The following is a 26415-nucleotide window of genomic DNA, read 5'->3' as shown; positions in this document are numbered from 1 at the left end:
AAAGAGGAGTTACGTTAGCGTCCGGATAGTTCGTCCACCGCTGCCCGGACATCCTCGCTGGTGATAGTGGTGAGTTCGGCGGAGCTGGCGTCGACGCCCAGCGCGGCCAGGCGCACGTCGCGCCGGAGCGCCGCCCGCTCGAACAGCGAGCGGGCGAAGCGGCCGTTGCCGAGACCGTCGATGAGCTTCTCCCCGCACACCCAGGCGAACACCTCGTCGAGGTCGCGCAGGGCCGCCTCGTCGAAGCGGTCGCCGGCCTTGTCGGCCAGCAGGGCGGCGATCTCCGACAGCTCGCCGGGGCTGTAGCTGGGGAAGGCCACGCGCTGGTTGAAGCGGCTGGCCAGGCCGGGGTTGGTGGCCAGGAAGGCGTCCATCTCGCGCTGGTAGCCGGCCAGCACGATGACGATCCGGTCGCGGTCGTCCTCGGCCCGCTTGAGCAGCGTCTGCACGGCCTCGTTGCCGAAGGCGTCGCCACCGGAGTAGCCGGGGTTGACCAGGCTGTAGGCCTCGTCGATGAACAGCACCCCGCCCAGCGCCCGGTCGACCAGCTCGTTGGTCTTGATCGCGGTGGCGCCGAGGTGCTGGCCGACCAGGTCGGCGCGGTGGGCTTCGACGACGTCGGGCCTGGCCAGCAGGCCGAGCGCGGCGAAGATGCGGCCGATGACGCGGGCCACGGTGGTCTTGCCGGTGCCGGGCGGGCCCGCGAAGACGAAGTGCCGGGTCTGCGGCGGCGTGGGCAGCCCGCGCTCCTGGCGCATCCTGGCCACCTGGAGCTGGGCGGCGATCGCGTGGACCTGGCGCTTGACCGGCTCCAGGCCGGCCATGCGGTCGAGGTCGCCGAGCGCCTCCTCCAGCGTGGGCGTGGCCTCGTAGCCGCGGAAGCGGGCGGTCAGCTCGTCGAAGGCCTTGGTGAGGTCGGCCGTGGTGGTGGTGACGAGGTCCTCGGTGGTGGGGGTGCCGCCGGCGCCGACCACGCGCACGTCGCGGGCCTGGGCGGCCGCCTCGACCAGGCTGCGCACGAAGCGCGCGTTGCCCAGCTCGTCGACCAGGCCGCGGCGCTGGACGTCCTCGAACAGGCCGAGCAGCGCGGCGGGCGCGCCCAGCCCCATGCGGTCGCCGCGGCGGCCCTGGAGCAGCTCGGTGATCTCGGCCAGCTCGGCCGGCGAGTAGCTGGGGAAGCGCACGCGGGTGGCGAAGCGGCTGGCCAGGCCCGGGTTGGAGGCCAGGAAGCCGGCCATCTCCTGCTCGTAGCCGGCCAGAATGATGATCAGCCGTTCCCGGTCGTCCTCGGCCCGCTTGAGCAGGGTCTGCACCGCCTCCGCGCCGAAGCGGTCGGGCTGGCCGTCGGAGGAGTTGATCAGGCTGTAGGCCTCGTCGATGAACAGCACCCCGCCCAGCGCCCGGTCGACCAGCTCGTTGGTCTTGATCGCGGTCGCGCCCAGGAACTCGCCGACCAGGTCGGCCCGCTGCGCCTCGACCACCTGCGGCGTCTCCAGCAGGCCGAACGCGTAGAAGATCTTGGCGAGGGTGCGGGCGACGCTGGTCTTGCCGGTGCCGGGCGGGCCGACGAAGACGAAGTGGCGGGTGGGCCGCTCGGCCGAGTAGCCCGCCTCGGCGCGCAGCCTGGATGCCTCGATGGAGGCGGCGATCGAGCGGACCTGGTCCTTGACCGGCGACAGCCCGATCATGCTCTCCAGCTCGGCGAGCGCCTCCTCGACCGAGATCGGCTTCTGCGGGGCGCCGCGTTCCGGCTGCGCCTCCTGCCTGCCGTCGCGGCCCCGGACGCGCACCTGCTCCTCGGAGGTCAGCTGGGCCTTGGCCTGGCGGGCCGCGACGAAGCGGTAGAGCAGGACCGCGCCGGCGGCGCCGTAGGCCGCCCACAGGGCCACGCTCTCGGAGACCGGGGCGAGCGCGGCGGCCAGAGAACCGGCGGGCACGAGCGCCATGAGCGTGGTGAGCCACGGCGGCACCCAGCGAATGAGATGGGCGATGCCGACCACCGGCACCACCAGCACCATGAGGAGCATGGGCGCGGCCGAGCGAGGCTCGAACACCATCGTCGAGTAGACCGGCAGCAACGCCAGCCAGCCCACCGCCACCAGCGCGGTGGCGGCGGCGCGTGGGAAGCGCAACGTCAGAGCCGTGAACGCCAGCAGCGCCACCGTCACCAGGAAGGTCTGGAACAGATCCCAGCCCAGCGCCGCGGCGATGCCCACGGCGGCGACGAGCACGCCGATGTAGAGCACCCGGCGCACGGCCGGGGGAAGCTGGAAATACCGCAACCTCACCTGCTCGAACAGATCCCGTGCGGCGGCTCTGCCCGCCGGCCGGGTCCTGTCGGACTCCCGCATCACGCCTCCCCGGTCCGACCCCGGTTATACCGCACCGGACCGACGATTGGGCGCACCTGACACGCTAGGTGGCGGTGACGAATGCGGCGATGCGCCGGCCCAGCTCCGCCCCCGCGTCCTCCTGGAGGAAGTGCCCGGCCCCGGCGATCACGGGATGCTCCAGCCCGGCGGCCCCGGCCATGGTCCTCTTCAGGATGGGCGCCATGCCGCCGGTGATGGGGTCGCCGTCGGAGAAGGCGACGAGGAACGGCAGGCCGAGCGTGGTGAGGATCTGCCAGGCAGCGCGGTTGGCGGGCGCGGCCGGATCTTCGGGCGTGTCGGGGACCAAGCCGGGCAGGGCACGCGGACCGGACTTGTGGTTCTCGTCGGGGAAGGGCGCGTCGTAGGCGTCGCGGACGGCCGGCGAAAGCTCGCTCGCGCACCCGGACTGGACGAATCTGGCGATGTCGAGCACGGGCGCGGTCGTGACGGCGTCCTTGAAGCGGTGCCAGACCTCGGGCATGGGAATGTCACCGGTCGGCAAGCCCGTGTTGGCGGCGACGATCCTGGCGAAGCGCTCGGGGTGCTCGGCGACGACGCGCAGCCCGATCAGCCCGCCCCAGTCCTGGCCGACCATGGTGATGCCGGTCAGGCCGAGCTCGTCCAGCAGGAGGCGGCGGGTCCACTCGACGTGGCGGGCGTAGGAGTGGTCGGCGGGGTCGGCCGGCTTGTCGGAGCGGCCGAAGCCGACCAGGTCGGCGGCGATGGCGCGCAGCCCGGCGGCGGCCAGTTCGCGCATGACGTGGCGGTAGAGGAAGGACCAGCTCGGCTCGCCGTGCAGCAGCACGACCGGTTCCGCGTCGGGCGGGCCCGCCTCGTACCAGGCCATGCGGATGCCGTCCACCTCGGCGTAGCGCGGTTCGCAGGGGAAGTCCGGCACGTTCGCGAAGCGCGCTTCGGGGGTGCGCAGCAGATCCATCTCCCGACGTTAGCGGCGCTGGTGGCGCCCGGGGAACTCCCCGACCAGAACGTGGCTCGGCGTCACCCGCAGCGCGTCGGAGCCGGCCAGGGCGATGCCGCGTACCTCCACCCAGAACCGGCGCTGCAGCGGGTCGGCGGCGAACACCGCCACCCTGGGGCAGTCCTCGACCGCGGTCCAGGCCTGCGGCTCGGCGATCAGGCGCAGTTCGCCGGCCCTGGTCACGGAGGCGACCGCGCCCACGACGCGGGGGCCGGCAGGGTCGGTGTAGGAGAGCACCACGGATCTGGCATAGGCGAAGGCCTGCCGTACCTCGGGAGAAAGGGCCACCGACGGGGCGTCGCCGAGCAGCGGCTCGCACATGATCAGGGAGGCCCGCCACGGGCCCGGCGCGCCGCGCCACCAGGCGCGCGCGCCGCGCAGCGCGAAGAGCGCCAGAACCGCGCCGAGCGCGCCCAGGCCCGCCCACCACGCCCAGGCCAGCGCGAACACTCCCCCGGCCGCGCACGCCGGCGCCGCCACCACGACCAGCAGCGCCGCCGCGAGTAGCCAGCGGTCCTCGCCGTGGCGGGCCTTGCGGTAGGCCTCCATCAGCGGGTACGGCACCGCCAGCGCCACCACCGCCGCCCGGGGCTCCAGCACGAGCGCCCCGAGGACCAGCGGCACCAGAACCGACCAGACCCGGCCGAGAACGATCCACAGCACGACCCCGGTGTTCCGCCGCCCCTCGCGCTCCCCGCGGGCCATCGCGAACTCCTCCAGCGCCCGCAGCGGCCGCCCCCGCCAGACGCCGCCGAGCCCGTGCAGGACGGCCAGGGCGGGCCAGCCGAGCACGAGGATGCCGGTCAGTCCCGCCCAGACCGGGTCGAGCGCGGAGGTGAACGCGGGCAGCACCAGCCAGGCGGCGAACGCGGCCACCGCCACCAGAGCCGACACCACCGACGTGCCCAGCCAGGGCGCGCGGCCGAACATGGCCGGCACGTGGGCCCACACGCCGATCCTGCGCGCCTGCCGCACCGTCAGCACGGCCACGGCCACCAGGACGGCGGCGCCGCCCAGCCGGGCCTGCGGCCCCAGGTCGAGGCTCAGGGCGGCGAAGGCGATGGCGAGCGTGGCCACGGCGAGGAGCAGGCGGGTCTGGCGCGACCACACTTCCAGGGCCCGCCGGGCGCGGCCGCTCTCGCGCGGGTCGAGCGGCCAGGCGGGGTCGTGGTGGGCGCGTGGGCTGTCCCAGCGCAGCCAGGCGAGGCCGAGGTTGACGCGGGTCTGCGGGTGGGCGATGTCACGCTCCAGAGCGGCGGCGTAGGCGGTCCTGGCCCGGCGGTGCTCGCCGCGGATCAGGGCCAGGTCGCCGAGCTGGAGGTGCGGGGTCAGTTCTTCGGGGGCGAAGGCGCGGGCCAGCTCCGCCTGGCGGACCGCCTGCTCCCAGCCGCCGGGGGCGCGGCGCTGGGCGGCGGACAGGCGCAGGCGGGCCGGCCAGGATCCGGGGGCCAGCCGTACGGCGTGCTCGGCGTGCGCGAGGGCCTCGGCGTCGCGGCCGAGCCGTTCCTCGGCGAGGCTGATCAGGCGGTGGGCCCATTCGGCGTCGGGGTCGAGTCCCGCGGCCTTCTGGGCGGCTTCGAGCGCGGACTCCGGGCGGCCGTCGCGCAGCCGGGCCGCGGACAGGGCGCACCATTCGCGCGGGGATCGATCAGGGTCGTCGCCCGTTTCGTCTTTCCCCACAGGGTCATGATCGGTGGGTTGGTAGAACTTTCATAGATCGGGACATATGGCTGTATCTCTCTAGAGAGGTGGGGGTGAGGTGTGGATCATCCGATACCGCTATGCCAAGTGCCGCACATCGCCTAAGCTGCCACGCATGCTTACGCGGGCCCGTTGCGACCGAGGCGGCCCGCAGGGGGTTCCATGACCGTCACCCAGGCCGCGCCCATCATGAAACGGGCCCAGCGGGTCGGAAACGACAACCGCTGGGCCGTGCTGGTGCTGCTGTGCCTGAGCCTGTTGCTGATCACCGTGGACGCCACGGTGCTCCACATCGCGGTGCCCGCGCTGACGGCCGCGCTGGAGCCCTCGGCCGTGCAGCTGCTGTGGATCATCGACGTCTACTCCCTCATCGTGGCCCCGCTGCTCATCCTGTTCGGCACGCTCGGCGACCGCTACGGACGCAAGCGGCTGGTGCTGACCGGGTTCGTGATCTTCGGCGTGGCCTCCGCGCTGGCCTCGGCCGCGACCACCCCCGCCATGCTCATCGCGGCCCGCGCGCTGCTCGGCGTCGGCGGGGCCATGATCATGCCGGCCACGCTCTCGATCATCCGCCAGGTCTTCACCGACCGGCGTGAGCGCGCCGTCGCGCTGGGCGTCTGGAGCGCGGTGGCCGCCGGAGGCGCCGCGGTCGGCCCGCTCGTCGGCGGCGTGCTGGTCGGCTGGTGGTGGGGCGCGGTCTTCCTGATCAACGTGCCCATCCTGCTCGTGCTGCTGCCCGCGGCGACCCGCCTGCTGCCGGAGTCGCGCGAGCGCGGCGGGCGCCGCTGGGACGCGCTCAGCGCCGCCCTGTCCGTGTTCGGCATCCTGGCGCTGGCCTTCGGGCTCAAGGAGGCGGGTTCGGGCGGCCTGATGCCGTTCGGCACCGCCCTGCTGGTCTTCTCGGCGGGCGTGGCGCTGCTGGTGTGGTTCGTCAGGCGGCAGAGCAGGCTGGCCGCGCCGCTGCTCGACGTCGGGCTGTTTCGCCGCCGGGAGTTCACCACCGGGGTCGCCGGGGTGCTGCTCGGCGTCTTCGCCCTGGTCGGGCTCCAGCTGATGCTGGCCCAGTACCTGCAGCTCGTGCTCGGAGACAGTCCGCTGCAGGCCGCCGTGCGCATGCTGCCGCTGGTCGTCTCCGCGATCTCCGGCGGGCTGGCCGCCGCGCACATCCTGCCGAGGATCGGCATGCGGGCCACCATGAGCGGCGGCCTCGCGCTGGTGGCGCTCTCTCTGACGCCCACGCTGACCTGGGGCGTCGAGGGGCATCCCGTGATGCTCGCGCTCTGCTTCGTCGGCATCGGGTTCGGCGTGCAGGTGGCGCTGCTCGCGGCCTCCGACACGATCATGTCCGCCTGCCCCGAGTCGCGGGCGGGCGGGGCGGCGGCCATCGAGGAGACCGCCTACGAGCTCGGCGCGGGACTCGGCGTGGCCGTGCTGGGCACCGTCACCACCCTCGCCTACTCTCCCGCGTTGCCGGCCGTACCCGGTGTGCCGGAAGGCGGCATGGACCAGGCCAGGCAGTCGCTGGCGGGCGCGGCCCACGTCGCCGACCAGGTTGGCGGCGACGCCGGACGCGAGTTGCTCGGCGCCGCGCGCTGGGCCTTCGTCAACGCGCTGCACACGACGGTCGTGGTCAGCGTGGTCCTCCTCAGCCTGACCGCCCTCGCGGTGGCCACGCTGCTTCGCCGCGATTGAGGTGTGTGATGTCCCGTTCAGGGCAGGCATCTACCGTGAGACAGGCAATGCGAGATATAGCCGCTTTAGTGGCCCGCGTCGGCGTGGGCGGCCTCTTCTTCGCCAATGGCTGGAGCAAGCTGCAGGTCGGGCTGCTGGCCACGGGCGAGGCTTTCTCCAGGCAGGGCGCGCCCGCGCCCGGAGCCTGGGCCACCGTCACCATGCTCACCGAGCTCATCGGCGGCGCGCTGCTCATCGCCGGGCTGGCCGTGCCGGTCACCGGGCTGATCCTCTTCGTCGAGGCATTGGCCGTCTTCCTGATCGCGCCGCCGCTCAACCCCGTCACCACCAACGAGCTCATCGCCCTGGGCGCCGCCGCGATCCTGCTGGCCGTCGTGGGCGCCGGGCGCATCTCCGTGGACCACATGGTGGTCATCAGGCGCCGGGAGTCGGAGGCGGCCTCGGAGTTCGCCGCCGACAACGAGGCCGACCAGGTCATCGCCTCGTTGCGGGAGCCGTCCGCGCCGGAGCTCGCCGCCCCTGCCGAGAAGGAGCCGGCCGCGGAACCACCCGGCGCCTCCGAGGACACCGCGCCGCATCCCCGTCCGCGCCGCCGTAACGGGGGCACGGACGAGCCGGCGCCCGGCGACACGCTCGTGGCCGGGCGCAAGAAGCCGCCCGCCGCGCGCGGGCGCAAGCCCCCGGAGGAGTGAGCGCTCAGGCGTCCGCGCGGGTCTTCACGGGCCCGTCCAGGGGTACGGCCGGGCGTCGCCCCAGCCGGATCGCCCCCTGGGTCAGCGCGATGGCCACCAGGATGACCACGGCGCCGACCGGCTGGTTCCAGGTCAGCGCCTCGCCCAGGATCACCACCCCGGACAGGGCCGCGACGACCGGCAGCAGATAGGTCACCGTCGAGGTGGTCGTCACGCCCGCCTGCCCCTGCACCCAGTACAAGAGCAGGTAGGCCACGCCGGTCCCGAGCCCGCCGAGCGCGAGCATGCTCCACCACACCCCGGCCGAGACCGCGGTGTCCACCAGCGGCACTCCGGCGACGAGGGTGATCACCCCGAGCTGCACGGCCCCGCTGAGCAGTTGGCCCGTGGCCAGCGCCACGGGCGCCTCGGTACGCCGCCCGGTGATGAACCGGCCCATGTACGCGCCGCCGACGCCGTAGCAGAGCGCGGCGGCGAAGCAGGCGAGGCTGCCCCCGAGCTGCCCGCCGGCCATCGGCTGCCAGACGCCGAGCACCACCATGACCCCGGCGAACCCGAGCCCGAGTCCCGCCACCCGGCTCGCGGTCGGCTTCTCCGCCCGCAGCAGCAGCGTGAAGGCGAGCGTGCACAGGGGCGTGGTGGCGTTCCAGATGGCGGCCACGACGGAGGAGACGTACTGCTCGCCCCAGGCGAAAAGCGTGAACGGCAGCGTCGTCAGCACGACCGAGGCCACCTGGAAGTGCCCCCAGAGCCGCGGGTCGCGCGGCAGCGCCTTGCGGCTGATCGCCAGGGCGGCCAGCAGCGTGGCCGCGCCGATCACCATGCGGGTGAACGACACCTGCAGCGGGTGCATTTCGCCGACGGCGACTTTGATGAAGAAGAAGCTGTTGCCCCAGACGAGCGCCAGCACGAGGTAGGCGGGCAGCCAGCGCCGCATCGGTCCCTCCCGGTCTGATGGATCGGGCAGGAGCGTAGCGGGCTTTTCCTCGGGGTACGTAGGGATATCTCCCTATCTCAGAGCTCGAACTTCGCGACCCTTCTGAGCTTGTTGACCGCGTCGAGCGCGGCGACCTTGTACGACTCGGCCAGCGTCGGATAGTTGAAGACCGCGTCCACGAGGTAGTCGACGGTGCCGCCGCAGCCCATGACGGCCTGGCCGATGTGCAGCAGCTCGGTGGCGCCGGTGCCGAAGACGTGCACGCCCAGCAGGGACCGGTCCTCGGGCGAGATCAGGAGCTTGAGCATGCCGTAGGTGTCGCCGATGATCTGGCCTCTGGCCAGCTCCCGGTAGCGGGAGATGCCCACCTCGAACGGGACGTGGGAGCGGGTCAGCTCGTCCTCGGTCTGCCCGATGAAGCTCACCTCGGGGATCGTGTAGATCCCGATCGGCTGCTGCGACGACAGCCCGCGCAACGGCTCCCCGCACGCGTGGTGGGCGGCGATGCGGCCCTGCTCCATCGACGTGGCGGCCAGCGACGGGAAGCCGATCACGTCGCCGACGGCGTAGATGTGCGGTACGGCGGTGCGGTAGCAGGAGTCCACCGAGATGCGCCCGCGGTCGTCGGCCGCCAGCCCCGCGGCGTCCAGGCCCAGCTCGTCGGTCATGCCGTGGCGGCCGGCGGAGTACATGACGGTCTCGGCCGGGATCTTCTTGCCGCTCTCCAGCAGCGTGATCGCCCCGCGTGGCCGCTTCTCGACGGCGGCGACGGTCTCGCCGAAGCGGAAGGTGACGGCCAGGTCGCGCAGGTGGTACTTGAGCGCCTCGACGATCTCCAGGTCGCAGAAGTCCAGCATGCGCTCGCGCCGTTCGACCACGGTGACCTTGGTGCCGAGCGCGGCGAACATCGAGGCGTACTCGATGCCGATCACCCCGGCGCCCACCACGACCAGCGAGTCGGGGACGGCGGGCAGGTTCAGGATGCCGTCGGAGTCGATGATCGTCTCTTCGTCGAACTCCACGGACTCGGGGCGCGCGGGGCGGGTGCCCGTGGCGATGATGATCTTCGCGGCGCTGACCTTGACGTCACGCCCCTGCTCGTCGATGACGTCCACCGTGTAGGGGTCCACGAACCGCGCCGAGCCCGTCAGCACCGCGACGTGGTTGCGGGAGAGCTGGCTGCGGATCACGTCGACCTCGCGGCCGATCACGTGCTGGGTCCTGATGCCCAGGTCCGCGACCGTGACATCGTCCTTGACCCGGTAGGACTGGCCGTACATCTCGCGCTGGTTGAGCCCGGTGAGGTAGAGCACCGCCTCGCGCAGTGTCTTGGAGGGGATCGTGCCGGTGTTGATGCACACGCCGCCGATCATGTTGCGCCGCTCTACGACGGCGACCCGCTTCTCCAGCTTGGCGGCCGCGATGGCCGCCTTCTGCCCGCCAGGCCCGGAACCTATGACAAGCACGTCAAAGTCGGTCACACGACCCACAGTACGGTTCCCCTCCGCGCCGGTCACCAGCCCCCTGCCGGCCGTTTCCCGGCCCGCGCGGCGGCGCGGGCCGGGAAGCCGGCGGCGATCAGCTGTAGAAGGTGGTGGAGCTGTGGGTGACGGTGGTGCCGCGCTCGCCCCAGTAGGAGGTGATGTCCGCGCGGTAGCGGGTGTCCTCGTAGGCCGTGGCCAAGCTGCCGCAGGTGCTGCCCGGGTGACCGTAGAAGTTGTTGTTGTCGGTGATCGTCGGCGAGGGCCCGGGGCGGGAGAGCGGGACGAGCTTGACCTTCACCCAGCGGGCGCCCTCGGAGTTGAACGCCGCGACGCAGAGGCTGTCGGTGCCGTCGTTGTAGCTGACGGTGCCGTCGCCCACGTTCCTGGAGAAGGAGTTGGCCAGCGCGGGCTGGGCGAGAGCGAAGGTGGCCGCAGCAACGGTGACGCCCACCACGGCGGTCTTGAGGAGGTTCTTCATCATTGCCCTTCGATCGGGAGCGGTGAGGTTTCCACCGCCCTCGCAGCGATCTTGGCCAACGTCTCGTCCGTGACAACAGGTCCTAACGGGAGAATTCTCCAGTTAGTCATGCACTCGTAGACAGATATTCGTCCGGCACGTATCGATGATCAGAGGCACATCTTCCGGCAGAGGAGACGGCGACATGCTGAACGTGATCGGCGCGGGCTTCCCGCGCACGGGAACCTCTTCGATGAAGGCCGCACTGGAACGGCTGGGCTTCGGTCCCTGCTACCACATGTTCGAGATCCTCACCCACCCGGACCACGTGGACCGCTGGCTGCCCGCGGCCGAGGGGCGCGCGCTCGACTGGGACCACGTCCTCGCGGGCTACCGCTCGGCCATGGACTGGCCGGCCAGCCACTTCTGGCGGGAACAGGCCGAGGCCTACCCCGACGCCAAGGTCGTGCTGACCGTACGCGACCCGGCGCGCTGGCGCACCAGCATGCAGGCGCTGATCTCCAACGGCCCCAGGATGCTGGCCGCCACCGGCCTGCCGCCCGCCGCCGAGGAGGTCCTCGGCGGGATGCGCCGCCTGAACCCCGTGCCGGACATGATCGGGCGGGCCGCGTTCGGGCCGGAGTTCGCGATGGCCCACGACATGCCGCCGGTCGAGGTGGCCACGGAGTTCTTCGAGCTGCACACCGAGACCGTCAGGCGCGCGATCGCGCCGGAGCGGCTGCTGGTCTTCGACGTGCGCGAGGGCTGGGAGCCGCTGTGCGCGTTCCTGGGGGCCGAGGTGCCGGACGAGCCGTTCCCGCATCTCAACGACGCCGACGCGATGCGGGCCATGCTGGCGCGGCTGACGACGGAGGGAGTGGTGAGCTCGCCGTTCACTGGCGGTTAACCCCCATCGGACTCGACGGTCCGCCCCCATGGCCTCTCACCTGGGCTTTCCCTAGCGTTGACGCATGATCACACTACGCGGGCTGACCAAGCGCTACGGCGCGCGCACCGCGGTCGACGACCTCACCCTGGAGGTACGGCCCGGCGCCGTGACCGGGTTCCTGGGCCCGAACGGCGCCGGGAAATCGACCACGATGCGCATGATCCTCGGACTCGACCGGCCGGACGCGGGCACGGCGCTCGTGGGCGGCCGGCCGTACCACAGGATCGAGAACCCGCTGCGGACGGTCGGCGCGCTCCTGGACGCGCGCGCGGTGCATCCGGGGCGCTCGGCGCGGGCGCATCTGCTGGCGCTGGCCCGCAGCAACGGCATCGGCCGGGCCCGGGTCGGCGAGGTGCTGGAGACCGTCGGGATGGACCGCGCGGCGGGGCGGCGCGCGGGCGCGCTGTCGCTGGGCATGAGCCAGCGCCTCGGGATCGCGGCCGCGCTGCTGGGCGACCCGGCGGTGCTGATGTTCGACGAGCCGGTCAACGGGCTCGACCCGGACGGCGTGCGCTGGATCAGGCGGCTGATGCGCGGCCTGGCCGACGAGGGCAGGACGGTCTTCGTCTCCAGCCATCTGATGAGCGAGATGCAGCTGACCGCCGACCACCTGGTGGTGATCGGGCGCGGGAAACTGATCGTGGACGCGCCGCTGAGCGAGGTGGTCGCGGCGGGCGCGGTGCGGATCCGCTCCCCGCACGCCGGAGATCTCGCGGTACGGCTGCGCGCCGCCGGCGTCGAGGTGTCCAGGACGGGCGAGAGCCAGCTCGTGGCCACCGGCGCGACGACCGAGCGGATCGGCGATCTGGCCCACGAGGCCGGCATCAGGCTGCACGAGCTGAGCGCTCAGGAGGCCTCGCTGGAGCAGGCCTTCCACGAACTGACCGCGGACAGCACCGAGTACGGGAGCCGGGTATGAGACGGGCGATCTCCGCCGAGTGGGTCAAGTTGTGGTCGGTCCGTTCGACCTGGTGGTGCCTGATGGGGGCGGCGGCGCTGATGGTGCTGGCCTCGGTCACGGCGGCCGCGGCGCTGGGCTCGCACAACGGGCAGCCGCGCACGGAACGGCTGGCCGCCACGGAGCCGGTCGTGTCGGCGGCGATCTTCGCCCAGTTCGCGATGGTGGCGCTGGCGATGCTGGTGGTGACCTCGGAGTACTCCTCCGGCGGGATCAGGGTGGCGCTGCAGGCGACGCCGGTCAGGGGGCGGCTGCTGGCGGCGAAGGCGCTGGTGGTGGCGCCGGTGATGTTCGTCACCGGGGTGGTGAGCGGGGCCGTGGGGGCGGTGCTGACGTACGTCCTGCTGCGGATGGAGCCGTTCGGGGTGCCGGTCACGCTGGCGGCCGGTGAGACGGCGGGTGACCTGGTCAGGCTGGGGGCGTTCTGCGCGCTGGTGGGCGTGCTGACCGTCGGCGCCGGTGCGGCGCTGCGCAGCGCGGCGGGGACGCTGACCGTAGTGTTCCTGCTGATGATGGGGCTGCCGCTGCTGATCATGATGACCGGCGCGCCGGCGCTGATCGACGCCTCGATGCGGCTGCCGATGTTCGCGGGGCTGGCGTTCATGGAGAGCGTGGAGAACATGACGGGCGGGCCGATGCCGTACGCGCCGGGTGAAGGGCTGGCGTGGCTGCTGGTGTGGACGGCGGCGGCCCTGGCCGCCGGGTACGTCGTCCTCCGCCGGCGCGACGCCTAGACTGCGCTGCCGTGGCGGGAGTCATCGGGAAGAGGCTGGCCGGCGTGCTCGCCGGGCTGCTGTCCGGCCTGCTCGAACTCGCTCTGCTGGCCGTCGCCTGGCCCGCCCGGCGGCGGTGGGGCCCGGCGGTCATGCGGCTCGAACACCGCCGGCTGGCCTGGCTCGGCCTGGACAGCGCCCCGCGGTCGCCCTCCTACCCCTACCTCGCGCTGCGGTCGCTGCTCGGCGTCACCGGCGGATACGCGGTGTTCGCGCTGCTCTTCGTCGCCGGGCTGTTCCTGGCCGGCTCGGTGTGGTCGCTGATCACCGGCCGCTTCGACGTGGTCTCGCTGTCCTTCCCCGGCCTGCACCTGCAGACGCTGAGCTGGACGATCGGGCTGAGCGGCGGCCTGGTCGTGCTCGCGCTGGCCGCCGGCGCGGTGGAGCTGGTCGCGTGGGCGGAGCGGCGGCTGGCCGTACTCTTCCTCGGGCCCGGACCGGAGGAGTTGATGCGGCGGCGCATCGCCGAGCTCACCGACACCAGGCTCGGCATCGTGCGCGCCGTCGACGACGAGCGGCGCAGGATCGAGCGGGACCTGCACGACGGCGTGCAGCAGCACGGCGTGGCGCTGGCCATGCTGCTCGGCCGCGCCCGCCACAGCCCCGCCGCCGCGCCGGAACTCGTCGACCAGGCCTACGCCGAGTCGCGCAGGCTCCTCGACGAGCTGCGCAGCGTCGCCTGGCGCGTCTACCCCACCGCGCTCGACGAGCTCGGGCTGAGGGCCGCGCTCGACGGAGTCGCCGAGCGCGCGGGCGTCCCCGTCACCGTCCGGTACGGCCTGCGCGCCCGCCCCGTCTCCGAGGTGGAGACCGCCCTGTACTTCGTGGCCCGCGAAGCCATCACCAACGCCGTCAAGCACGCGCACGCCCGTGACATCCTGGTCGATCTGCGCGAGGAAGGTGAGGCGATGGTGGTGATGACGGTCTCCGACGACGGCGCGGGCGGCGCCGACCCGGCGGGCGGCGGTCTGTCCGGGCTGGCCAGGCGGGTGCGGGCGCTCGACGGCAGCTTCGAGGTGGTCAGCGGCTCCGACGGGACGACCGTGCGGGCGGTGCTGCCGTGCGGCTGATCCTGGCCGACGACGCGGTCCTGCTGCGCGAGGGACTGATCAGGCTGCTGGAGGACGCCGGACACGAGGTGGCGGCGGCGGTCGGCGACGCCGGGGCCCTGCTGGCGGCGGTCGAGGAGCATCGGCCGGAGGTGGCTGTGGTGGACGTGCGGATGCCGCCCACCCACACCGACGAGGGCCTGCGGGCGGCGCTGGAGATCCGTTCGCGCCGGCCCGAGGTCGGCGTGCTGGTCCTGTCGCAGTACGTGGAGAAGACCTACGCGGCCCGGCTGCTGTCCGGCACCGGCGTCGGCTACCTGCTGAAGGACCGGGTCTCGGAGGTCGGGGAGTTCCTGGACGCGCTGGAGCGGGTGCGGGCGGGCGGGACCGTCCTGGATCCCGAGGTGGTCAGGCAGTTGCTGGCCCGTACCTCCCACGCCGACCCGCTGGCCCGGCTGAGCGCGCGCGAGCGCCAGGTTCTGGAGCACCTGGCGCAGGGCCTGGCCAACACGGCGGTCGCCGAGCGGCTGCACGTCTCGCTCAGCACGGTGGAGAAGCACGTCAACGCGATCTTCGACAAGCTGGAGCTGCCGCAGCACGCCGACTACAACCGCCGCGTGCTGGCCATCCTGCGCTACCTGGACGACTAGAGCGCCTAGACGTAGGCGTCGGCGCGGTCGACGATGCCGGTGGCGCCTTCCTGGCGGGCGCAGTGGGCACAGCAGTACCAGGCGCGGTCCACCTGGACGCCGTGGCCGATCACCCGCGCGCCGCAGTGCTCGCAGATGGGCGCCATCGCCTGGATGGCGCACTGGAAGGAGTCGAACGTGTGCACCGCGCCCTGCGCGTGCACCTCGAAGCTCATGTCGTAGTCGTTGCCGCAGGTCTCGCAGGCAGCCATGGCCGTGCTCCTCTCGTTGATCGATGCGTGGCGGAAATACCCCCTTCTCCCCCGCCTTTTCCCCAACGGCGCCCCATATTCTTCACCGCCGGGCGGCGGCCACGAGCAGAGGAACGGCGAGCAGGGCCAGCGACGCCAGCGCCACCGGCAGGCCGGCCGCCGCGGACAGGGCGCCGACCAGGAGCGGGCTGGCCACGAAGCCCGCGTAGGAGATGGTGGAGATCGCGGCCACCAGCGAGCCGCCCGGGTCGTCGGCCGCCGCGCGGCTCAGCAGGGCGGGGACCGGCGGGCCGAGCGCCAGGCCGGTCAGCGCGAAGCCGGCCAGCGCCCAGGCGGGCGAGGTCGCGAGAGCGGCCAGGACGATGCCGGCGCCGCCGCCCAGACCGGCGACGGCCAGCAGCGCACGGGTGCCGAGCCTCGGCCAGGCCTGGGCCAGCAGGCGTCCCACGGTCAGGGCGGCCATGTAGACGGCGGGGGCGGAGCCGGACAGCAGGGCGGTGGCGCCCAGGTGGTCCTCCAGGAGCAGGGCGGACCACTGCTCGACCGCGTTCTCGATGATCAGCACGCAGGCGGCCAGGGCGCCCAGGAGTGCCGCCCGGCGCCATGGCGTGGTGGTTCGGCTCGCCGTACCGGCGGGCGGGCCCGGGGGAAGGGAGAGCGGCGCGAACGCCGCGCCGAGCACCACCACCGCGACGGCGACCAGCGCGGGTCCCGGGCCGGCGCCGAGCTCCCTGGCCAGGCCGGTGGCGGGCGCGGCCACGATAACGGCCAGCGGGAAGGCGGCGTACACCGGCTGGAACAGCCTGCGCCCGCTCTGCCGCTCCGCCCGCCCGGTGGCGAGGTTCAGCGTGACGTCCAGCGCGCCGCTGGCCGCCCCGAGCAGCAGCAAAGCCCCCGCCAGCAGGTACGGCGAGCCGCCGGCCGCCCAGGCGACCACCAGGATGCTCAGGCCGAACAGTGCCGTGGCGGTGGTGAGCCCGGCGCGCTCCCTGCCCCTGGCCAGGCGTCCGGCCAGGGCCATCGCGGGGATCGCGCCCACCGGGACCCCGCTCAGCGCGAGCCCGAGATCGGCCGTGGAGATCGCGAGCTGTTCCTTGATCGCCGGAAGCAACGCCGCCCACGAGCCCCAGAACACCCCCCACACAGCGCAGACCAGGATGAGCGGCACGCCTACCGATGCTGCCACACCACGGCCCGGCCGCTTTCGCCCTCGCACGCGCGTTGCCACAGGACGGGCCAGCCTCCTCTTCCCAGCCAGGCGGCCGGGGCGAGCAGGCCGTGGGCGGCGATCCGGTCCCAGAAGGCGTCGAGGTCGGCGCCGAGTTCCAGGGCGCCGGGGCGGGCGCCGTGCCAGGGGCCGTCCTCGTCGGCCAGGCTGGAGGCGGGGTATCCGGGGATCTCCACGGCCGCCGGGCGCGCCACCGCCACCAGGCCGTCAGCGGGCCCCCAGCAGGTGACGGCGGTGGTCAGCGCGCACAGCACTCCGGTGCCGGGACGGCGGGCCATCGCGCGAGCCAGCCGCGTGTCACCGGCGCCGGCCAGTTCGCCCAGCGCCCGCCGCAGCCGGAGCGCCACCAGCTCGGCCGTCCTGGCCTGGGCGATCGCCGCGTGCCTGGCCAGCTTGCGCAGCGAACCCAGCACCGGCTCGTCCCTGGCCAGCGGCGCCACCCGGGCGGCCAGCGCGGGCTCCAGCCCGCCGATCGCCCTGCTCATCGGCCGGACGCCGGTCAGCGCCCAGAGCCCGGCTGCGCCGAACGTGTCCAGCGCGCCGCCGCACGCCCGTGCCATCTCCTCCCGGCCGGCCCGCCGCAGAGCCACCAGTCCTGCCTCGGTGCCCGCACTGAGCACGAAACCCTTGACGAGCGCGGACAACGCGGGCAGCGCATCGGCGAGAGCCCGCTCGGCCAGGGCCGTCAGGGGCTCCCCGGCCTCGCGGAACAACCGTCCGGGCCGCCGTCCGGGCCCTTTGACCGGCCGGGGCGCGCGCTGCGGCAGCCGTGCCGACGGCATCGGCAGCCGCCCCGCCCACGCCCGTACCCGGCGCTCCAGCTCCACCTCCGGGTCGGCGTTGAACCTGGCCCTGATCTCCCCCACGCGCCACCCGTGCCGTTCGGGCCTGATCTCCACGTTGGCCGTGATCTGTCCGTCGCCGTCGACGAGCGCGGCCAGCACGGCGCGTCCCGCCGACGCCTCCTCCAGGTAGTACGGCCCGGCGATGCAGTTGCCCATGTAGGCGGCCCACTCGGCCGTGGCCCGCGGGTCGCGCGCCCAGCGGACCGTGACCGTGGTGCCGGGCACCCGGGCGCCCTCCAGCCGGGCCAGTTCATCGGGCAGCGGGAAGACGCCGGTCAGGGCCTCGGCGACAGCCGTACCGGCGAGCAGGCCGTCGACCAGCTCCGCCCAGGTACGGCAGCGCGAGACCCGCCCGCCCAGCGACACGAGCCGCGCCGCGCCCGCCAGGGCGAGCGCGACGGACTCCACCCGGGGCACCAGCGGCGCGGGCTCGGCGGGCTCGGGGTCCCAGTCGGCATGAGGGACGATCGGCCCGTGCGCGATCGCGGCGGCGTCGTGGCCGTGCGCGGCGGCGAGGGCGTCGGCCAGGTCGGCCAGCCAGAGCAGGTCGCCCACCACCTCGGACCCGCCGTCCTGAGCGGACCGGGCGGAGAGCGGCTCGGCGCCGCCGCACAGGACCGGCTGGGCCCAGGTGCGGGGAGAGCGGGCCCCGCTCAAGGGCACCGCGGCGCGCCAGGCGCTCAGGTCGCGGCCGGTCCAGTGCCGCAGGTCCTGATGGACGTGCTCGGGGATGTCGATCAGCAGTCCCTCGGCCGCGTTCAGCACGACGACGCCGTAGTCGCGGGCCCTGGCCAGCCGCTGGTGCGCCAGGTCGGGGCGGTCCGGCCGGCCGGCCAGGTCGCGGACGTAGAAGCCGGGCCGCGGCGGCAGCCCCGCCTGCCCGGACAGGCGGCGCGAGCCCTGCACCGTTCCGGCGGCCGCGTTCAGCTGCGCGGTCATGCTCGCCAGGCCCGCCCGGGTCCCGAGGTCGGCCACGGCCACCGCGGTACGCAGCAGGACGGTCGCGGCCATCGCGTCCTCCAGGGCCGTCTGCAGCATGACCGCCCAGTCGGTGGGGCCCGGCGTCCAGCGTGCGGCGTCGGCCAGCGACGGCGTCCAGCCCATGGTCATCCCGAGGCGGCGCACGATCAGCTCGTCGGCGCCGCGCCGGTAGAGCTCGCGCAGCTCGTTCTCCCGGCCGATCTTCCCGTGCACCGCCAGCCTGGCCGCCCGCCGCGCGCCGGCCGCGTGGTGCGCGGCGACCCGCTCCCACAGGTCCATGAGCGGCGCCGTCCTGCGGGGCCGTGGCACGTCCGCGAAGATCTGTCCCAGATGTACGGCCAGCCGCGACGCCCGTCCCCGCCCGGCGATCCCGTCGGATCCGGAGCACGCGCCCAGAAGGGCTTCCAGTTGCTCCGGGCCCAGGATGTCGCTGGCCGCCGAGGCCAGGGTGAGCGCGTCCCAGCGGCCCTCGGCGACGGCCGCGGCGGCCGCGGCGCCGACCGGCTTGGTGGCGGCGGGACCGAACAGCGCCACCAGCACCCCCGCGCGCTCCCCGAGCAGGTGCGCCCGCTCGGGCCCGAGCGCACGCAGGGCGGCGAGGACGGCGTCCCGGCGGTCACCTGCGGCCCCGGCCAGCCGCGCGGAGCGGAACCCGTCGCCCAGGTCCACCCCTGCCCCGGCGGCGTCCTCGCCGCCGGCGGCCACGAGCCGCCGCAGTTCCGTCAGTGCGGGAGCCGGGTCTCGTCCCTCGGGCCCCACGACGACCGCCGCGCCCTGTCGTGGACGCGCGGGGTCGAGCACCCGGACCAGCAGGCCCGGGTGGGTCACCACGCCAAAGGCCAGCCGTGTCATGATCCTCCCTCCGCTTTCCACGGTAGGGATCACATGTCCGGAAAACACCTGCTTTTCGGCGCTACCCCGGCTCCCCGCCGCCGCCCCGCCGGCGCCGGACGGAGTGGGCACGGCGCGCGATGACGTCGTCGCGCCGGCCGGGTGAGCGCGGTGCCGGGGCGACCCGGCCCGCGCCGGCAGAGGAGATCCACCGGCGCGTGCCGGTGCCGGAGAAGGCGCTGCGCGTGATCAGCGGAAGCGGGCCTTCCCGCGCTTGTTCCAGCCACCGTTGACGTCGAGGTACTCCCTGGAGTGCCAGTTCTTGAACTGCTGGAGCGCGCGGGCCGCGCCGCCGGCGTAGTCGACCTTGTCGGGGTTCCAGAGGCCGAGCTTGTGGTAGCGGTAGAGCTGCGTGCCGGCCTGCTCCTCGGTCCTGGCCGGCGGGGTGGCGCCGGTCCTGAGGTCGTTCCAGGCGCGGCCCTTGGCGGTCAGGGCCCCGTCGCGGCCGATGAGGTCGTGCTTGCAGTAGGTACGGTGCTGCCGCTTGGCGACCTTGGAATTGTCGGAGTACTCGACCCGGTTCGGGTCGAAGGCGCACTTGTCCTTGGCGGCGGAAGCCGTACCGGGGAAGAGGGTGAGGGCGCCGAGCGCGCCGGCGGCGAGGGCGGCCGTGATGATCGTTCTGGTGTTCATGCAGATGAAGATGCCCGCCCAGTTCCAAGGCCGTTCCCCGGTCACCACCCGGTTGCGTAACGGAAGGTCCAGGAGAAATGCGTTGTGAGCGGCAGCAGGTGGCGGTTAGGTTGCAACTGCCTGCCAACCCGGCGGCAACCGGGCCGGGTGACCGTGGAAGCGAGAGGGGGCAGACCATGCGACGCGTCAGGAAGATCAAGCCATCGACCAAGAAACGCCCTGAGCTGGACCTGCGCACCCCGTCGGGGCGACGACTTCCTTACTGATTGTGGTCCTTACGACCAACTTACGGGTGGTTCTGTAGATAACATAGGTAACAGAAACATCACGCCGGGGGGCTTGAGGATGAAGAGGCTAATGGTGGTGCCGCCGCGTATCGCCAGGCACAAGGTCCGCGACATCCGTTCGGGCGGCCGCCGCGGGCCCGTGGTCGCCGACCCCAAGGTCGTCGACCTTCGTGCCTACAGCGGCCGTAATGTGATCCTTTTCCCCGGCGGGCCGACGCCCGCCGCGTGATCACACCTTGTAGAGCTTGTCGGCGTAGCCCTTGCTGTAGTACGCCTCCAGCTGCTCGACGCTCTCGGTCACCGTCTGGACGTCCTTGACGATCCGCGCGTGCGAGGGCAGCTCGTCGGGGCTCCACGACTCCGGCTTCCACAGGGACGAGCGCATGAACGCCTTGGCGCAGTGGTGGAAGATCTGCTCGATCTCGACCACGAGCGCCAGGTGGGGACGGTGGCCCTTGACGATCATCTCGTCGAAGAACGGCGCCTCGCGGATCAGGCGCGCCCTGCCGTTGATGCGCAGGGTCTCGTTTCTGCCGGGAATCATGTAGAGCAGCCCGACCTGCGGGTTGCGCAGAATGTTGAGGAAGCCGTCGGCGCGGCGGTTGCCGGGCCGGTCGGGAATGGCGATCGTGGAATCGTCGATCACATGGGTGAAGCCCGCCGGGTCCCCCTTCGGGGACACGTCGCAGGTGCCGTCGTCGCTCGAGGTCGCGATCAGGCAGAACGGCGAGGCCGCCAGCCATGCCCGGTCGAGCGCGTGCAGTCGGGGGCGGTCCTTGGTCGCCGCTCTCGGCATCACCTCGCCCAGCAGTTCACGGAGTTCTTCGGCTGATTCGATCTCCATCCAGGTCATTGGCCCATTCTTGACCATCCGCTCGCGAAGCGGGCAACGGGGTCTACCATCGGCGGGCCCGCGCCATCACGTCCAGGAGGGCGTCGCGCTCGGCGGCGAAGGAGTCCAGGTCCATGCGCTCGCGTTCGGCGCGCACGTGCAGCATGGTCAGTTCGGTGGCCGCTTGCTGGTAGTCGGACATCGCCCGGCCCAGCCCCGCCTTCTGCGCCCACGCCCGCGCGTGCTTGCGCGCCTTCAGCGTGGTCAGCATGCCGAGGTCCTGCGGACTGAGCAGGCCGGTGCCCTGGTAGCGGGGCAGCACGTCACCCATCCTGGCCACCAGTGCCCGCCGCTCGCGTACCGTGACCAGGATCAGCATGACGAGCACCGCCATGATCACCAGATAGGCGAGGCCGAAGAAGGGCAGGGAGCCGGTGGTGGCGCTGCCGTTCCAGAGCATGTGCAGCGAGACCGCGCCCAGATACCCCAGCGGGATCGCCCAGTAGCGCCGCCGCACCGCCGCGTACGCCACCCCGATGCCGATCAGCGAGGTGTAGACCGGATGCCCCAGCGGTGAGATCACCCCGCGCAGCACGAACGTCGCCACGGCCCCGTCGACCCCGCCCTGCCCGAACGAGCCCAGGTAGTAGCCGACGTTCTCCACGGCGGCGAAACCGAGCCCGGCCATGCCCGCGTAGATGATGCCGTCGGTCAGCCCGTCGATCTCCCGCCGCCTGCGCAGCAGCGCCAGCAGCGCCGCGCCCTTCAGCGCCTCCTCGATCACCGGCGCGAGCACGACCGTTCCCACGTCGTCGGTGACGCCCGCGCTGTAGCCGAGCTCGGCGACGACCGCCTGGCCCGCCATCGTGAGCGCGATCCCGAGCACGATCGCCACCCCCGCGCCCCACGCGAAGGCGAAGCCCAGGTACAGCCGGGGTTCCGGCTCCAGCCGGTCCAGGCCGAGGACCGCCGACAGCAGGATCGGCAGCGGCGCCAGCGCGAGCAGCATCGACAGGCCCCACCCGACGGGGCCGCCGCTGAGCAGCAGGACGGTGAGCACGAGCGCGGCCAGCGCGCTGGACACCCCCAGACCGAGCAGCAGCCGCAGGCTCGGCCGCGGCGCCAGGGCGGGGGGACGGAGGTCGACAGCCATGCCTCACTGTGCCCCCGTCCTGTCAACGTCCGCTTGACAGCCGCTTGAATCTTTACTCGATCGCTTTGAGCACGGCGTCGGCGATGGAGCGCGGGTCCACGCCGAAATGCTCGCGCACCGCCTCGCGGGTGTCGGACAGGCCGAAGCCGTCGGTGCCCAGCGAGGTCCAGGGGCGCTCGATCCACGGCGCGATCTGGTCGGGCACCGCCCGCATCCAGTCGCTCACCGCGATCACCGGCCCGTCCGTCCCGGCGAGGGCCCGCTTCAGGTACGGCACGCCGTCCGTGGCCATCGCCTCCCTGCGCAGCTCACTCCAGGAGGTGACCGACCAGACGTCGGCGCCCACGCCGTACTCCTCGTCGAGCATCTTCTGCGCGGCCAGCGCCCAGTGCACGGCGGTGCCGCTGGCCAGGATGTGCGCCTGCCCGCCGCCGTCGGAGTACCGGTAGATGCCCTTGACGATGCCTTCCTCGACGCCCTCCGGCATGGCGGGCTGCGGCAGCGGCTCGTTGTAGACGGTGAGGTAGTAGAAGACGTTCTCGGGGGCGGGGCCGTACATGCGGCGCAGGCCGTCGCGCACGATCACGCCCACCTCGTAGGCGAAGGCCGGGTCGTAGGACAGCGCGGCCGGGTTGGCCGAGGCCAGCAGGTGCGAGTGCCCGTCGGCGTGCTGGAGTCCCTCCCCGGTCATGGTGGTACGGCCCGCCGTGGCCCCGACCAGGAAGCCACGGCCGAGCTGGTCGGCCAGCGCCCACATCTGGTCGCCGGTCCGCTGCCAGCCGAACATCGAGTAGAAGATGTAGAACGGGATCATCGGCTCGCCGTGGGTGGCGTAGCTGGTGGCGGCGGCGGTCAGGGAGGCCATCGAGCCGGCCTCGGTGATGCCCTCGATGAAGATCTGGCCCTGTTCCGACTCCTTGTAGGCCAGCAGGAGCTCACGGTCGACGGAGTCGTAGCGCTGACCGAGCGGCGAGTAGATCTTCGCGGTGGGGAAGAGCGACTCCATGCCGAACGTCCTGGCCTCGTCGGGCACGATGGGCACCCAGCGGCGGCCGGTCTCCGGTTCCCTCATCAGGTCCTTGACGAGGCGGACGAAGGCCATCGTGGTGGCCACCGGCTGCGTGGACCCCTTGGCCAGGGACTGGAACGGCTTGTCGCCCGGCAGTTCCAGACTCTTCTGGACGTATGCGCGCTTGGGGATGGGGCCGCCGAGGGCCGCGCGGCGCTCCAGCGCGTACCTGACCTCGGGCGAGTCGGGGCCCGGGTGGAGGAACGGCGGGAACTCGCCCTCCAGCGGCGGGACCGGCAGGCCCAGCCGCTCGCCCATCTCCCGGAACTCCGGCAGGGTGAGCTTCTTCATCTGGTGGTTGGCGTTGCGGGCCTCGACCCCGGCGCCGAGTGTCCAGCCCTTGACCGTCTGCACCAGGACGACGGTCGGCGCGCCCTTGACGGACGTGGCCCGCCGGTAGGCGGCGTACACCTTGCGCGGCTCGTGCCCGGCCCGGGAACCGCCGACGACGCGCCGCAGTTCCTCGTCGCTCGCGCTCGTGCGCAGCCCGTGGAACAGGTGCTCGCGGATGTAGGCGCCGTCGGAGGCGGCGAACGTCTGGAACTGGCCGTCGGGGATCTCCCCCAGCCGGGCGACCAGCTCGTCGTCGTGGAGCAGGCCGTCCCACTCCTGGCCCCACAGCGCCTTGACCACGTGCCAGCCGGCGCCGCGGAAGACGCTCTCCAGCTCCTGGACGATGCGGGTGTTGCCGCGTACCGGGCCGTCGAGGCGCTGGAGGTTGCAGTTGATCACGAAGGTGAGGTTGTCGAGCCCTTCGCGGGCGGCCAGGGTGAGCGCCGCCGTGGACTCGGGCTCGTCCATCTCGCCGTCGCCGAGAAAGGCCCAGACGTGGCTGTTGCTCGTGTCCTTGATGCCGCGGTTGTGGAGATAGCGGTTGAACCTGGCCTGGTAGACCGCGTTGAGCGGGCCCAGGCCCATGGAGACGGTCGGGAACTGCCAGAAGTCCGGCAGGGCGCGCGGGTGCGGGTAGGAGGGCAGCCCGCCGCGGGTCTCGCGCCGGAAGGCGTCCAGCTGCTGCTCGCTCAGGCGGCCTTCGAGGAAGGCGCGGGCGTAGATGCCCGGGGAGGCGTGTCCCTGGAAGTACACCTGGTCGTCGGTGCCGTGGAAGAAATGGTTGAACCCGATCTCGTACAGCCAGGCCGCGGAGGCGTACGTGGCCATGTGCCCGCCCAGGCCCAGTTTGCTGCCCCTGCTGACCATGGCCGCGGCGTTCCAGCGGTCGTAGGCCGCGATGCGCTCCTCCAGCTCCAGGTCACCCGGGTAGGGCGGTTCCTCGGCCGTGGGCACGGTGTTCACGTATCGGGAGGACGTGGCCAGCCTCCGCAGCAGGTAGTCGGCCCGTTCGGGACCGGCCGCCCGCCTGACCGCGTCGAGCGACTCCAGCCACTCGGCGGTCTCCTGAGGATCCAGATCTTTCTCCATACCTACCATTAAACACCCAATGATCGATCATTGGGTGTTCGGGTGACTGGATTCGCGATTTAATCTTGTGTGTGAAACCCGTAGTGCGATCCCCGCTCCGCGACGACATCCGCCGGCAACTGCTGGACGGCCTGATCACCGGCCGCTGGGCCCCCGGCGAGCGCATCGTGGAGCGCCGCGTGGCCGCCGACCTGGGCGTCAGCCAGGCCCCGGTCCGCGAGGCGCTGCGCGAGCTGGAGTCGCTGCGCCTGATCGAGTCCTCGCCCAACAAGGGCGCGCGCGTACGCCCCGTCACCCGGGCCGACCTGCGCGAGGTCTACCAGGTGCGGGCCGGGCTCGAGGAGACCGCGGCCCGCCTGGGCGCCCCGGCGGTGGAGGCGCTGGAAGCCCACACGGCCCGGCTCGAAGCTGCCGCGGCGACCGGCTCGCTGTCCGGCCAGGTGTCGGCCGGGATCGCCTTCCACCGGGAGATCGTCGCCGCCTCGGGCAACGCGCTGCTGCTGTCGGTGTGGGACGGCCTGGGCCTGGAGGTGTGGACACACCTGTCGATCCGGGTGTTCCGCGCCGAACTCCACGAGAACGCCGCCGACCACCAGCCGCTCGTGGACGCCTTCCGCGCGGGCGACCCCCGGGCCCCGGGCCTCCTGCGCGAGCACATCCTCAGCTACGCGCCGTGAGGAAGGCCGCGATGCGCGCCGGCCAGGTGCGGATGCCGGCCACGGTGTCCGAGACGTGCAGAGTGGCGGCCGGGAGCAGGCCGGCGAGCGCCTCGGCCGTGGACAAAGGATGGCCGTCGTCGGTGTCCCAGGCCAGAATCAGCGCCGGGTGCGTCAGCGCGGACAGCTCCGCCGGCGCGGGCAGGTCGGAGGCGGCCAGACCGCGCATGACCGAGGGCAGCAGATCCCAGGAGACATCCGGCAGCGGGAACGCGGGCCCCTGCGCGAAGATCGCGGGCGGTTCCTCTCCGGCCATCAGGTCGGCGAAGCCCTTCGGTCCCCGGGTCTCCAGCGCCTCGGCCGCCTCCCGGTAGTGGGCGGCCACCGCCTTCCTGGTCTCCCACGCGGTCGGCGGGATGATCAGCACGAACCGTTCGAAGGCCTCCGGCCGCTTCAGCGCGGCGTGCAGCACGGTGGCCGTGCCCATGGAGGCGCCCATCCCGGTCACCGGCCCGGCGTCCACGCGGTCGATCACCGCGAGCAGGTCGTCGGCCAGGTTCGTGAAGACATAGTCCTCGGGTACGGCCCGGCCGCTCGACTCGCCATGGCCGCGGACGTCATAGCGGACCAGCCTGGCCACCTCCTCCACCGGCTCCCACACGAACAGCCCGTGCCGCCGCTCAGCGGCCCTGCTGGACATGGCGCCGTGGACGTGGACCGCGAGCGGCCCGCCCTCCCTGCCGCTCACCGCGTAGGCCAGATCGGCTCCCTCTCGGGCGACGGTTGCCATCACTTCCTCCTCAGCATGGTGGGGATGCCCACGGCGGCGACCGTACAGATCACCGCGATCACCCACAACCGCCGGCGCGGCCCCCTCCCCCGCCACGACCCGGCTGCCCGGCGCGCCGTCACCCACCCCGGGCCCGACCATGCTCACGGCCGGTCCGTCACGCGATCCCGCCCACCAAACGGCAGACGCGCTAGGGTCGCCCCATGCCCCGCACGATCGCCACCACGACCCGCGTCGACCTGCCCGAGCTGCTGGAGTTTCTGCGCCCGCGCCACCACGGGCTGCTGTCCACGGCCCGCGCCTCCGGCCGCCCCCAGCTCTCGCCGGTCGCCTGCGGCGTGGACGAGTCCGGGCGGATCGTCGTGTCCACCTACCCGGACCGCGCCAAGGCGCACAACGCCCGGCGCGAGGAACAGGTGTCGATCTGCGTGCTGTCCGACGACTGGAACGGCCCGTACGTGCAGGTCGACGGCCGCGCCGAGGTGCTGGACATGCCGGACGCCGAGGACGCGCTGGTGGAGTACTTCCGGTGCATCGCCGGCGAGCACCCGGACTGGCGGGAGTACCGCGAGGCCATGCGCCACCAGGACAAGTCGCTGATCCGGATCACCATCGACTCCTGGGGCCCGATCGCCACCGGCGGGTTTCCCGCGCGACTGGCGGACTGACATCGGGGATGCTGGA

General features: G+C 72.8%; 24 protein-coding genes. 10 read left to right on the top strand and 14 right to left on the bottom strand.

Going from position 1 to position 26415, the window contains the following annotated elements:
• Window positions 1–14: 14 nt before the first annotated feature.
• From ACIBHY_RS42970 to ACIBHY_RS42960, 3 genes are all read right to left on the bottom strand, one after another.
• Window positions 15–2351, bottom strand: a complete 2337-nt coding sequence (locus tag ACIBHY_RS42970) for an AAA family ATPase (RefSeq protein ID WP_397241916.1) — start codon at window positions 2349–2351, stop codon at window positions 15–17.
• A 64-nt stretch (window positions 2352–2415) separates the two neighbouring features.
• Complete coding sequence (locus ACIBHY_RS42965; RefSeq protein ID WP_397309732.1) at window positions 2416–3309, bottom strand: haloalkane dehalogenase; 894 nt, start codon at window positions 3307–3309, stop codon at window positions 2416–2418.
• Between the two features lie 9 nt (window positions 3310–3318).
• Window positions 3319–5031 carry a tetratricopeptide repeat protein gene (locus ACIBHY_RS42960; protein WP_397309731.1) on the bottom strand — a complete coding sequence of 571 codons (1713 nt, stop codon included), beginning with the start codon at window positions 5029–5031 and terminating at the stop codon, window positions 3319–3321.
• A gap of 183 nt (window positions 5032–5214) precedes the next feature.
• Here ACIBHY_RS42960 and ACIBHY_RS42955 point away from each other — a divergent pair, with 183 nt between their 5' ends.
• Window positions 5215–6744 (top strand): MFS transporter, encoded by a 1530-nt coding sequence (locus tag ACIBHY_RS42955; protein ID WP_397309730.1) that lies wholly within the window; start codon window positions 5215–5217, stop codon window positions 6742–6744.
• Window positions 6745–6791: 47 nt separating this feature from the next.
• A complete protein-coding gene (locus tag ACIBHY_RS42950; protein ID WP_397241908.1) occupies window positions 6792–7436 on the top strand; it encodes a DoxX family protein in 645 nt (214 codons plus the stop codon).
• 4 nt (window positions 7437–7440) lie between these two features.
• Here the strand turns inward: ACIBHY_RS42950 and ACIBHY_RS42945 are convergent, their stop codons facing one another.
• The 3 genes from ACIBHY_RS42945 to ACIBHY_RS42935 all read right to left on the bottom strand — a co-directional run bounded on the left by ACIBHY_RS42945 (window position 7441) and on the right by ACIBHY_RS42935 (window position 10338).
• Window positions 7441–8373: a DMT family transporter gene (locus tag ACIBHY_RS42945; RefSeq protein ID WP_397309729.1), complete on the bottom strand. Its 933-nt coding sequence runs from the start codon at window positions 8371–8373 to the stop codon at window positions 7441–7443.
• Between the two features lie 77 nt (window positions 8374–8450).
• On the bottom strand, window positions 8451–9854 hold the full coding sequence (gene sthA, locus ACIBHY_RS42940; protein ID WP_397241904.1) for a Si-specific NAD(P)(+) transhydrogenase: 1404 nt from the start codon (window positions 9852–9854) through the stop codon (window positions 8451–8453).
• Window positions 9855–9951: 97 nt separating this feature from the next.
• On the bottom strand, window positions 9952–10338 hold the full coding sequence (locus ACIBHY_RS42935; RefSeq protein WP_397241903.1) for a hypothetical protein: 387 nt from the start codon (window positions 10336–10338) through the stop codon (window positions 9952–9954).
• A gap of 181 nt (window positions 10339–10519) precedes the next feature.
• On the opposite strand from ACIBHY_RS42935, the gene ACIBHY_RS42930 reads away from it, so the two are divergent.
• The 5 genes from ACIBHY_RS42930 (at window position 10520) to ACIBHY_RS42910 (ending at window position 14693) form a co-directional block, all read left to right on the top strand.
• A complete protein-coding gene (locus tag ACIBHY_RS42930; RefSeq protein ID WP_397309728.1) occupies window positions 10520–11221 on the top strand; it encodes a sulfotransferase family protein in 702 nt (233 codons plus the stop codon).
• Window positions 11222–11285: 64 nt separating this feature from the next.
• Complete coding sequence (locus ACIBHY_RS42925) at window positions 11286–12182, top strand: ATP-binding cassette domain-containing protein (protein ID WP_397241901.1); 897 nt, start codon at window positions 11286–11288, stop codon at window positions 12180–12182.
• A complete protein-coding gene (locus tag ACIBHY_RS42920; RefSeq protein ID WP_397309727.1) occupies window positions 12179–12955 on the top strand; it encodes an ABC transporter permease in 777 nt (258 codons plus the stop codon). The genes ACIBHY_RS42925 and ACIBHY_RS42920 overlap by 4 nt, the downstream gene beginning before the upstream one ends.
• 11 nt (window positions 12956–12966) lie before the next feature.
• Complete coding sequence (locus ACIBHY_RS42915) at window positions 12967–14064, top strand: sensor histidine kinase (protein WP_397241899.1); 1098 nt, start codon at window positions 12967–12969, stop codon at window positions 14062–14064.
• Window positions 14055–14693 (top strand): response regulator, encoded by a 639-nt coding sequence (locus ACIBHY_RS42910; protein ID WP_379609464.1) that lies wholly within the window; start codon window positions 14055–14057, stop codon window positions 14691–14693. Before ACIBHY_RS42915 ends, ACIBHY_RS42910 begins: the two co-directional genes overlap by 10 nt.
• 5 nt (window positions 14694–14698) lie before the next feature.
• Here the strand turns inward: ACIBHY_RS42910 and ACIBHY_RS42905 are convergent, their stop codons facing one another.
• The 4 genes from ACIBHY_RS42905 to ACIBHY_RS42890 form a co-directional block, all read right to left on the bottom strand.
• Window positions 14699–14944 carry a hypothetical protein gene (locus ACIBHY_RS42905; protein ID WP_184974494.1) on the bottom strand — a complete coding sequence of 82 codons (246 nt, stop codon included), beginning with the start codon at window positions 14942–14944 and terminating at the stop codon, window positions 14699–14701.
• An 82-nt stretch (window positions 14945–15026) separates the two neighbouring features.
• Window positions 15027–16112: an MFS transporter gene (locus tag ACIBHY_RS42900; protein WP_397309725.1), complete on the bottom strand. Its 1086-nt coding sequence runs from the start codon at window positions 16110–16112 to the stop codon at window positions 15027–15029.
• Window positions 16113–16114: 2 nt separating this feature from the next.
• Entirely contained in the window at window positions 16115–18850 is a 2736-nt protein-coding gene (locus tag ACIBHY_RS42895) for a hypothetical protein (protein WP_397309724.1), read from the bottom strand.
• A 228-nt stretch (window positions 18851–19078) separates the two neighbouring features.
• Window positions 19079–19522 carry a hypothetical protein gene (locus ACIBHY_RS42890; protein WP_397309722.1) on the bottom strand — a complete coding sequence of 148 codons (444 nt, stop codon included), beginning with the start codon at window positions 19520–19522 and terminating at the stop codon, window positions 19079–19081.
• Between the two features lie 345 nt (window positions 19523–19867).
• On the opposite strand from ACIBHY_RS42890, the gene ACIBHY_RS42885 reads away from it, so the two are divergent.
• Entirely contained in the window at window positions 19868–20038 is a 171-nt protein-coding gene (locus ACIBHY_RS42885) for a hypothetical protein (protein WP_184974622.1), read from the top strand.
• On the opposite strand, the gene ACIBHY_RS42880 is transcribed toward ACIBHY_RS42885, so the two are convergent.
• The 3 genes from ACIBHY_RS42880 to aceE are packed head-to-tail and all read right to left on the bottom strand — an operon-like array spanning window position 20039 to window position 24285.
• Complete coding sequence (locus ACIBHY_RS42880) at window positions 20039–20662, bottom strand: pyridoxamine 5'-phosphate oxidase family protein (RefSeq protein WP_397241895.1); 624 nt, start codon at window positions 20660–20662, stop codon at window positions 20039–20041. It abuts the gene before it with no gap.
• 43 nt (window positions 20663–20705) lie between these two features.
• Window positions 20706–21794 (bottom strand): PrsW family intramembrane metalloprotease, encoded by a 1089-nt coding sequence (locus tag ACIBHY_RS42875; RefSeq protein WP_397309721.1) that lies wholly within the window; start codon window positions 21792–21794, stop codon window positions 20706–20708.
• Between the two features lie 52 nt (window positions 21795–21846).
• Window positions 21847–24285: a pyruvate dehydrogenase (acetyl-transferring), homodimeric type gene (gene aceE, locus ACIBHY_RS42870; RefSeq protein ID WP_397309720.1), complete on the bottom strand. Its 2439-nt coding sequence runs from the start codon at window positions 24283–24285 to the stop codon at window positions 21847–21849.
• 71 nt (window positions 24286–24356) lie between these two features.
• Between aceE and ACIBHY_RS42865 the strand changes: the two genes are divergently transcribed.
• Window positions 24357–24962, top strand: coding sequence for a GntR family transcriptional regulator (locus ACIBHY_RS42865; RefSeq protein WP_397241892.1), 606 nt, complete (start codon window positions 24357–24359; stop codon window positions 24960–24962).
• Here the strand turns inward: ACIBHY_RS42865 and ACIBHY_RS42860 are convergent.
• The gene (locus tag ACIBHY_RS42860; protein WP_397309719.1) at window positions 24946–25731 is read right to left on the bottom strand and encodes an alpha/beta fold hydrolase; all 786 of its coding nucleotides are present in this window, start codon (window positions 25729–25731) and stop codon (window positions 24946–24948) included. The two genes, ACIBHY_RS42865 and ACIBHY_RS42860, sit on opposite strands and share 17 nt — an antisense overlap.
• A gap of 203 nt (window positions 25732–25934) precedes the next feature.
• On the opposite strand from ACIBHY_RS42860, the gene ACIBHY_RS42855 reads away from it, so the two are divergent.
• Window positions 25935–26399 carry a PPOX class F420-dependent oxidoreductase gene (locus ACIBHY_RS42855; RefSeq protein WP_397241890.1) on the top strand — a complete coding sequence of 155 codons (465 nt, stop codon included), beginning with the start codon at window positions 25935–25937 and terminating at the stop codon, window positions 26397–26399.
• The last annotated feature ends 16 nt before the right edge of the window (window positions 26400–26415 follow it).

The organism is Nonomuraea sp. NPDC050547 (assembly GCF_044457345.1).
Classification (GTDB): domain Bacteria; phylum Actinomycetota; class Actinomycetes; order Streptosporangiales; family Streptosporangiaceae; genus Nonomuraea.
The sequence above is the reverse complement of the archived record's forward strand: the minus strand, read 5'-3'. Positions and strand labels throughout refer to the sequence as shown.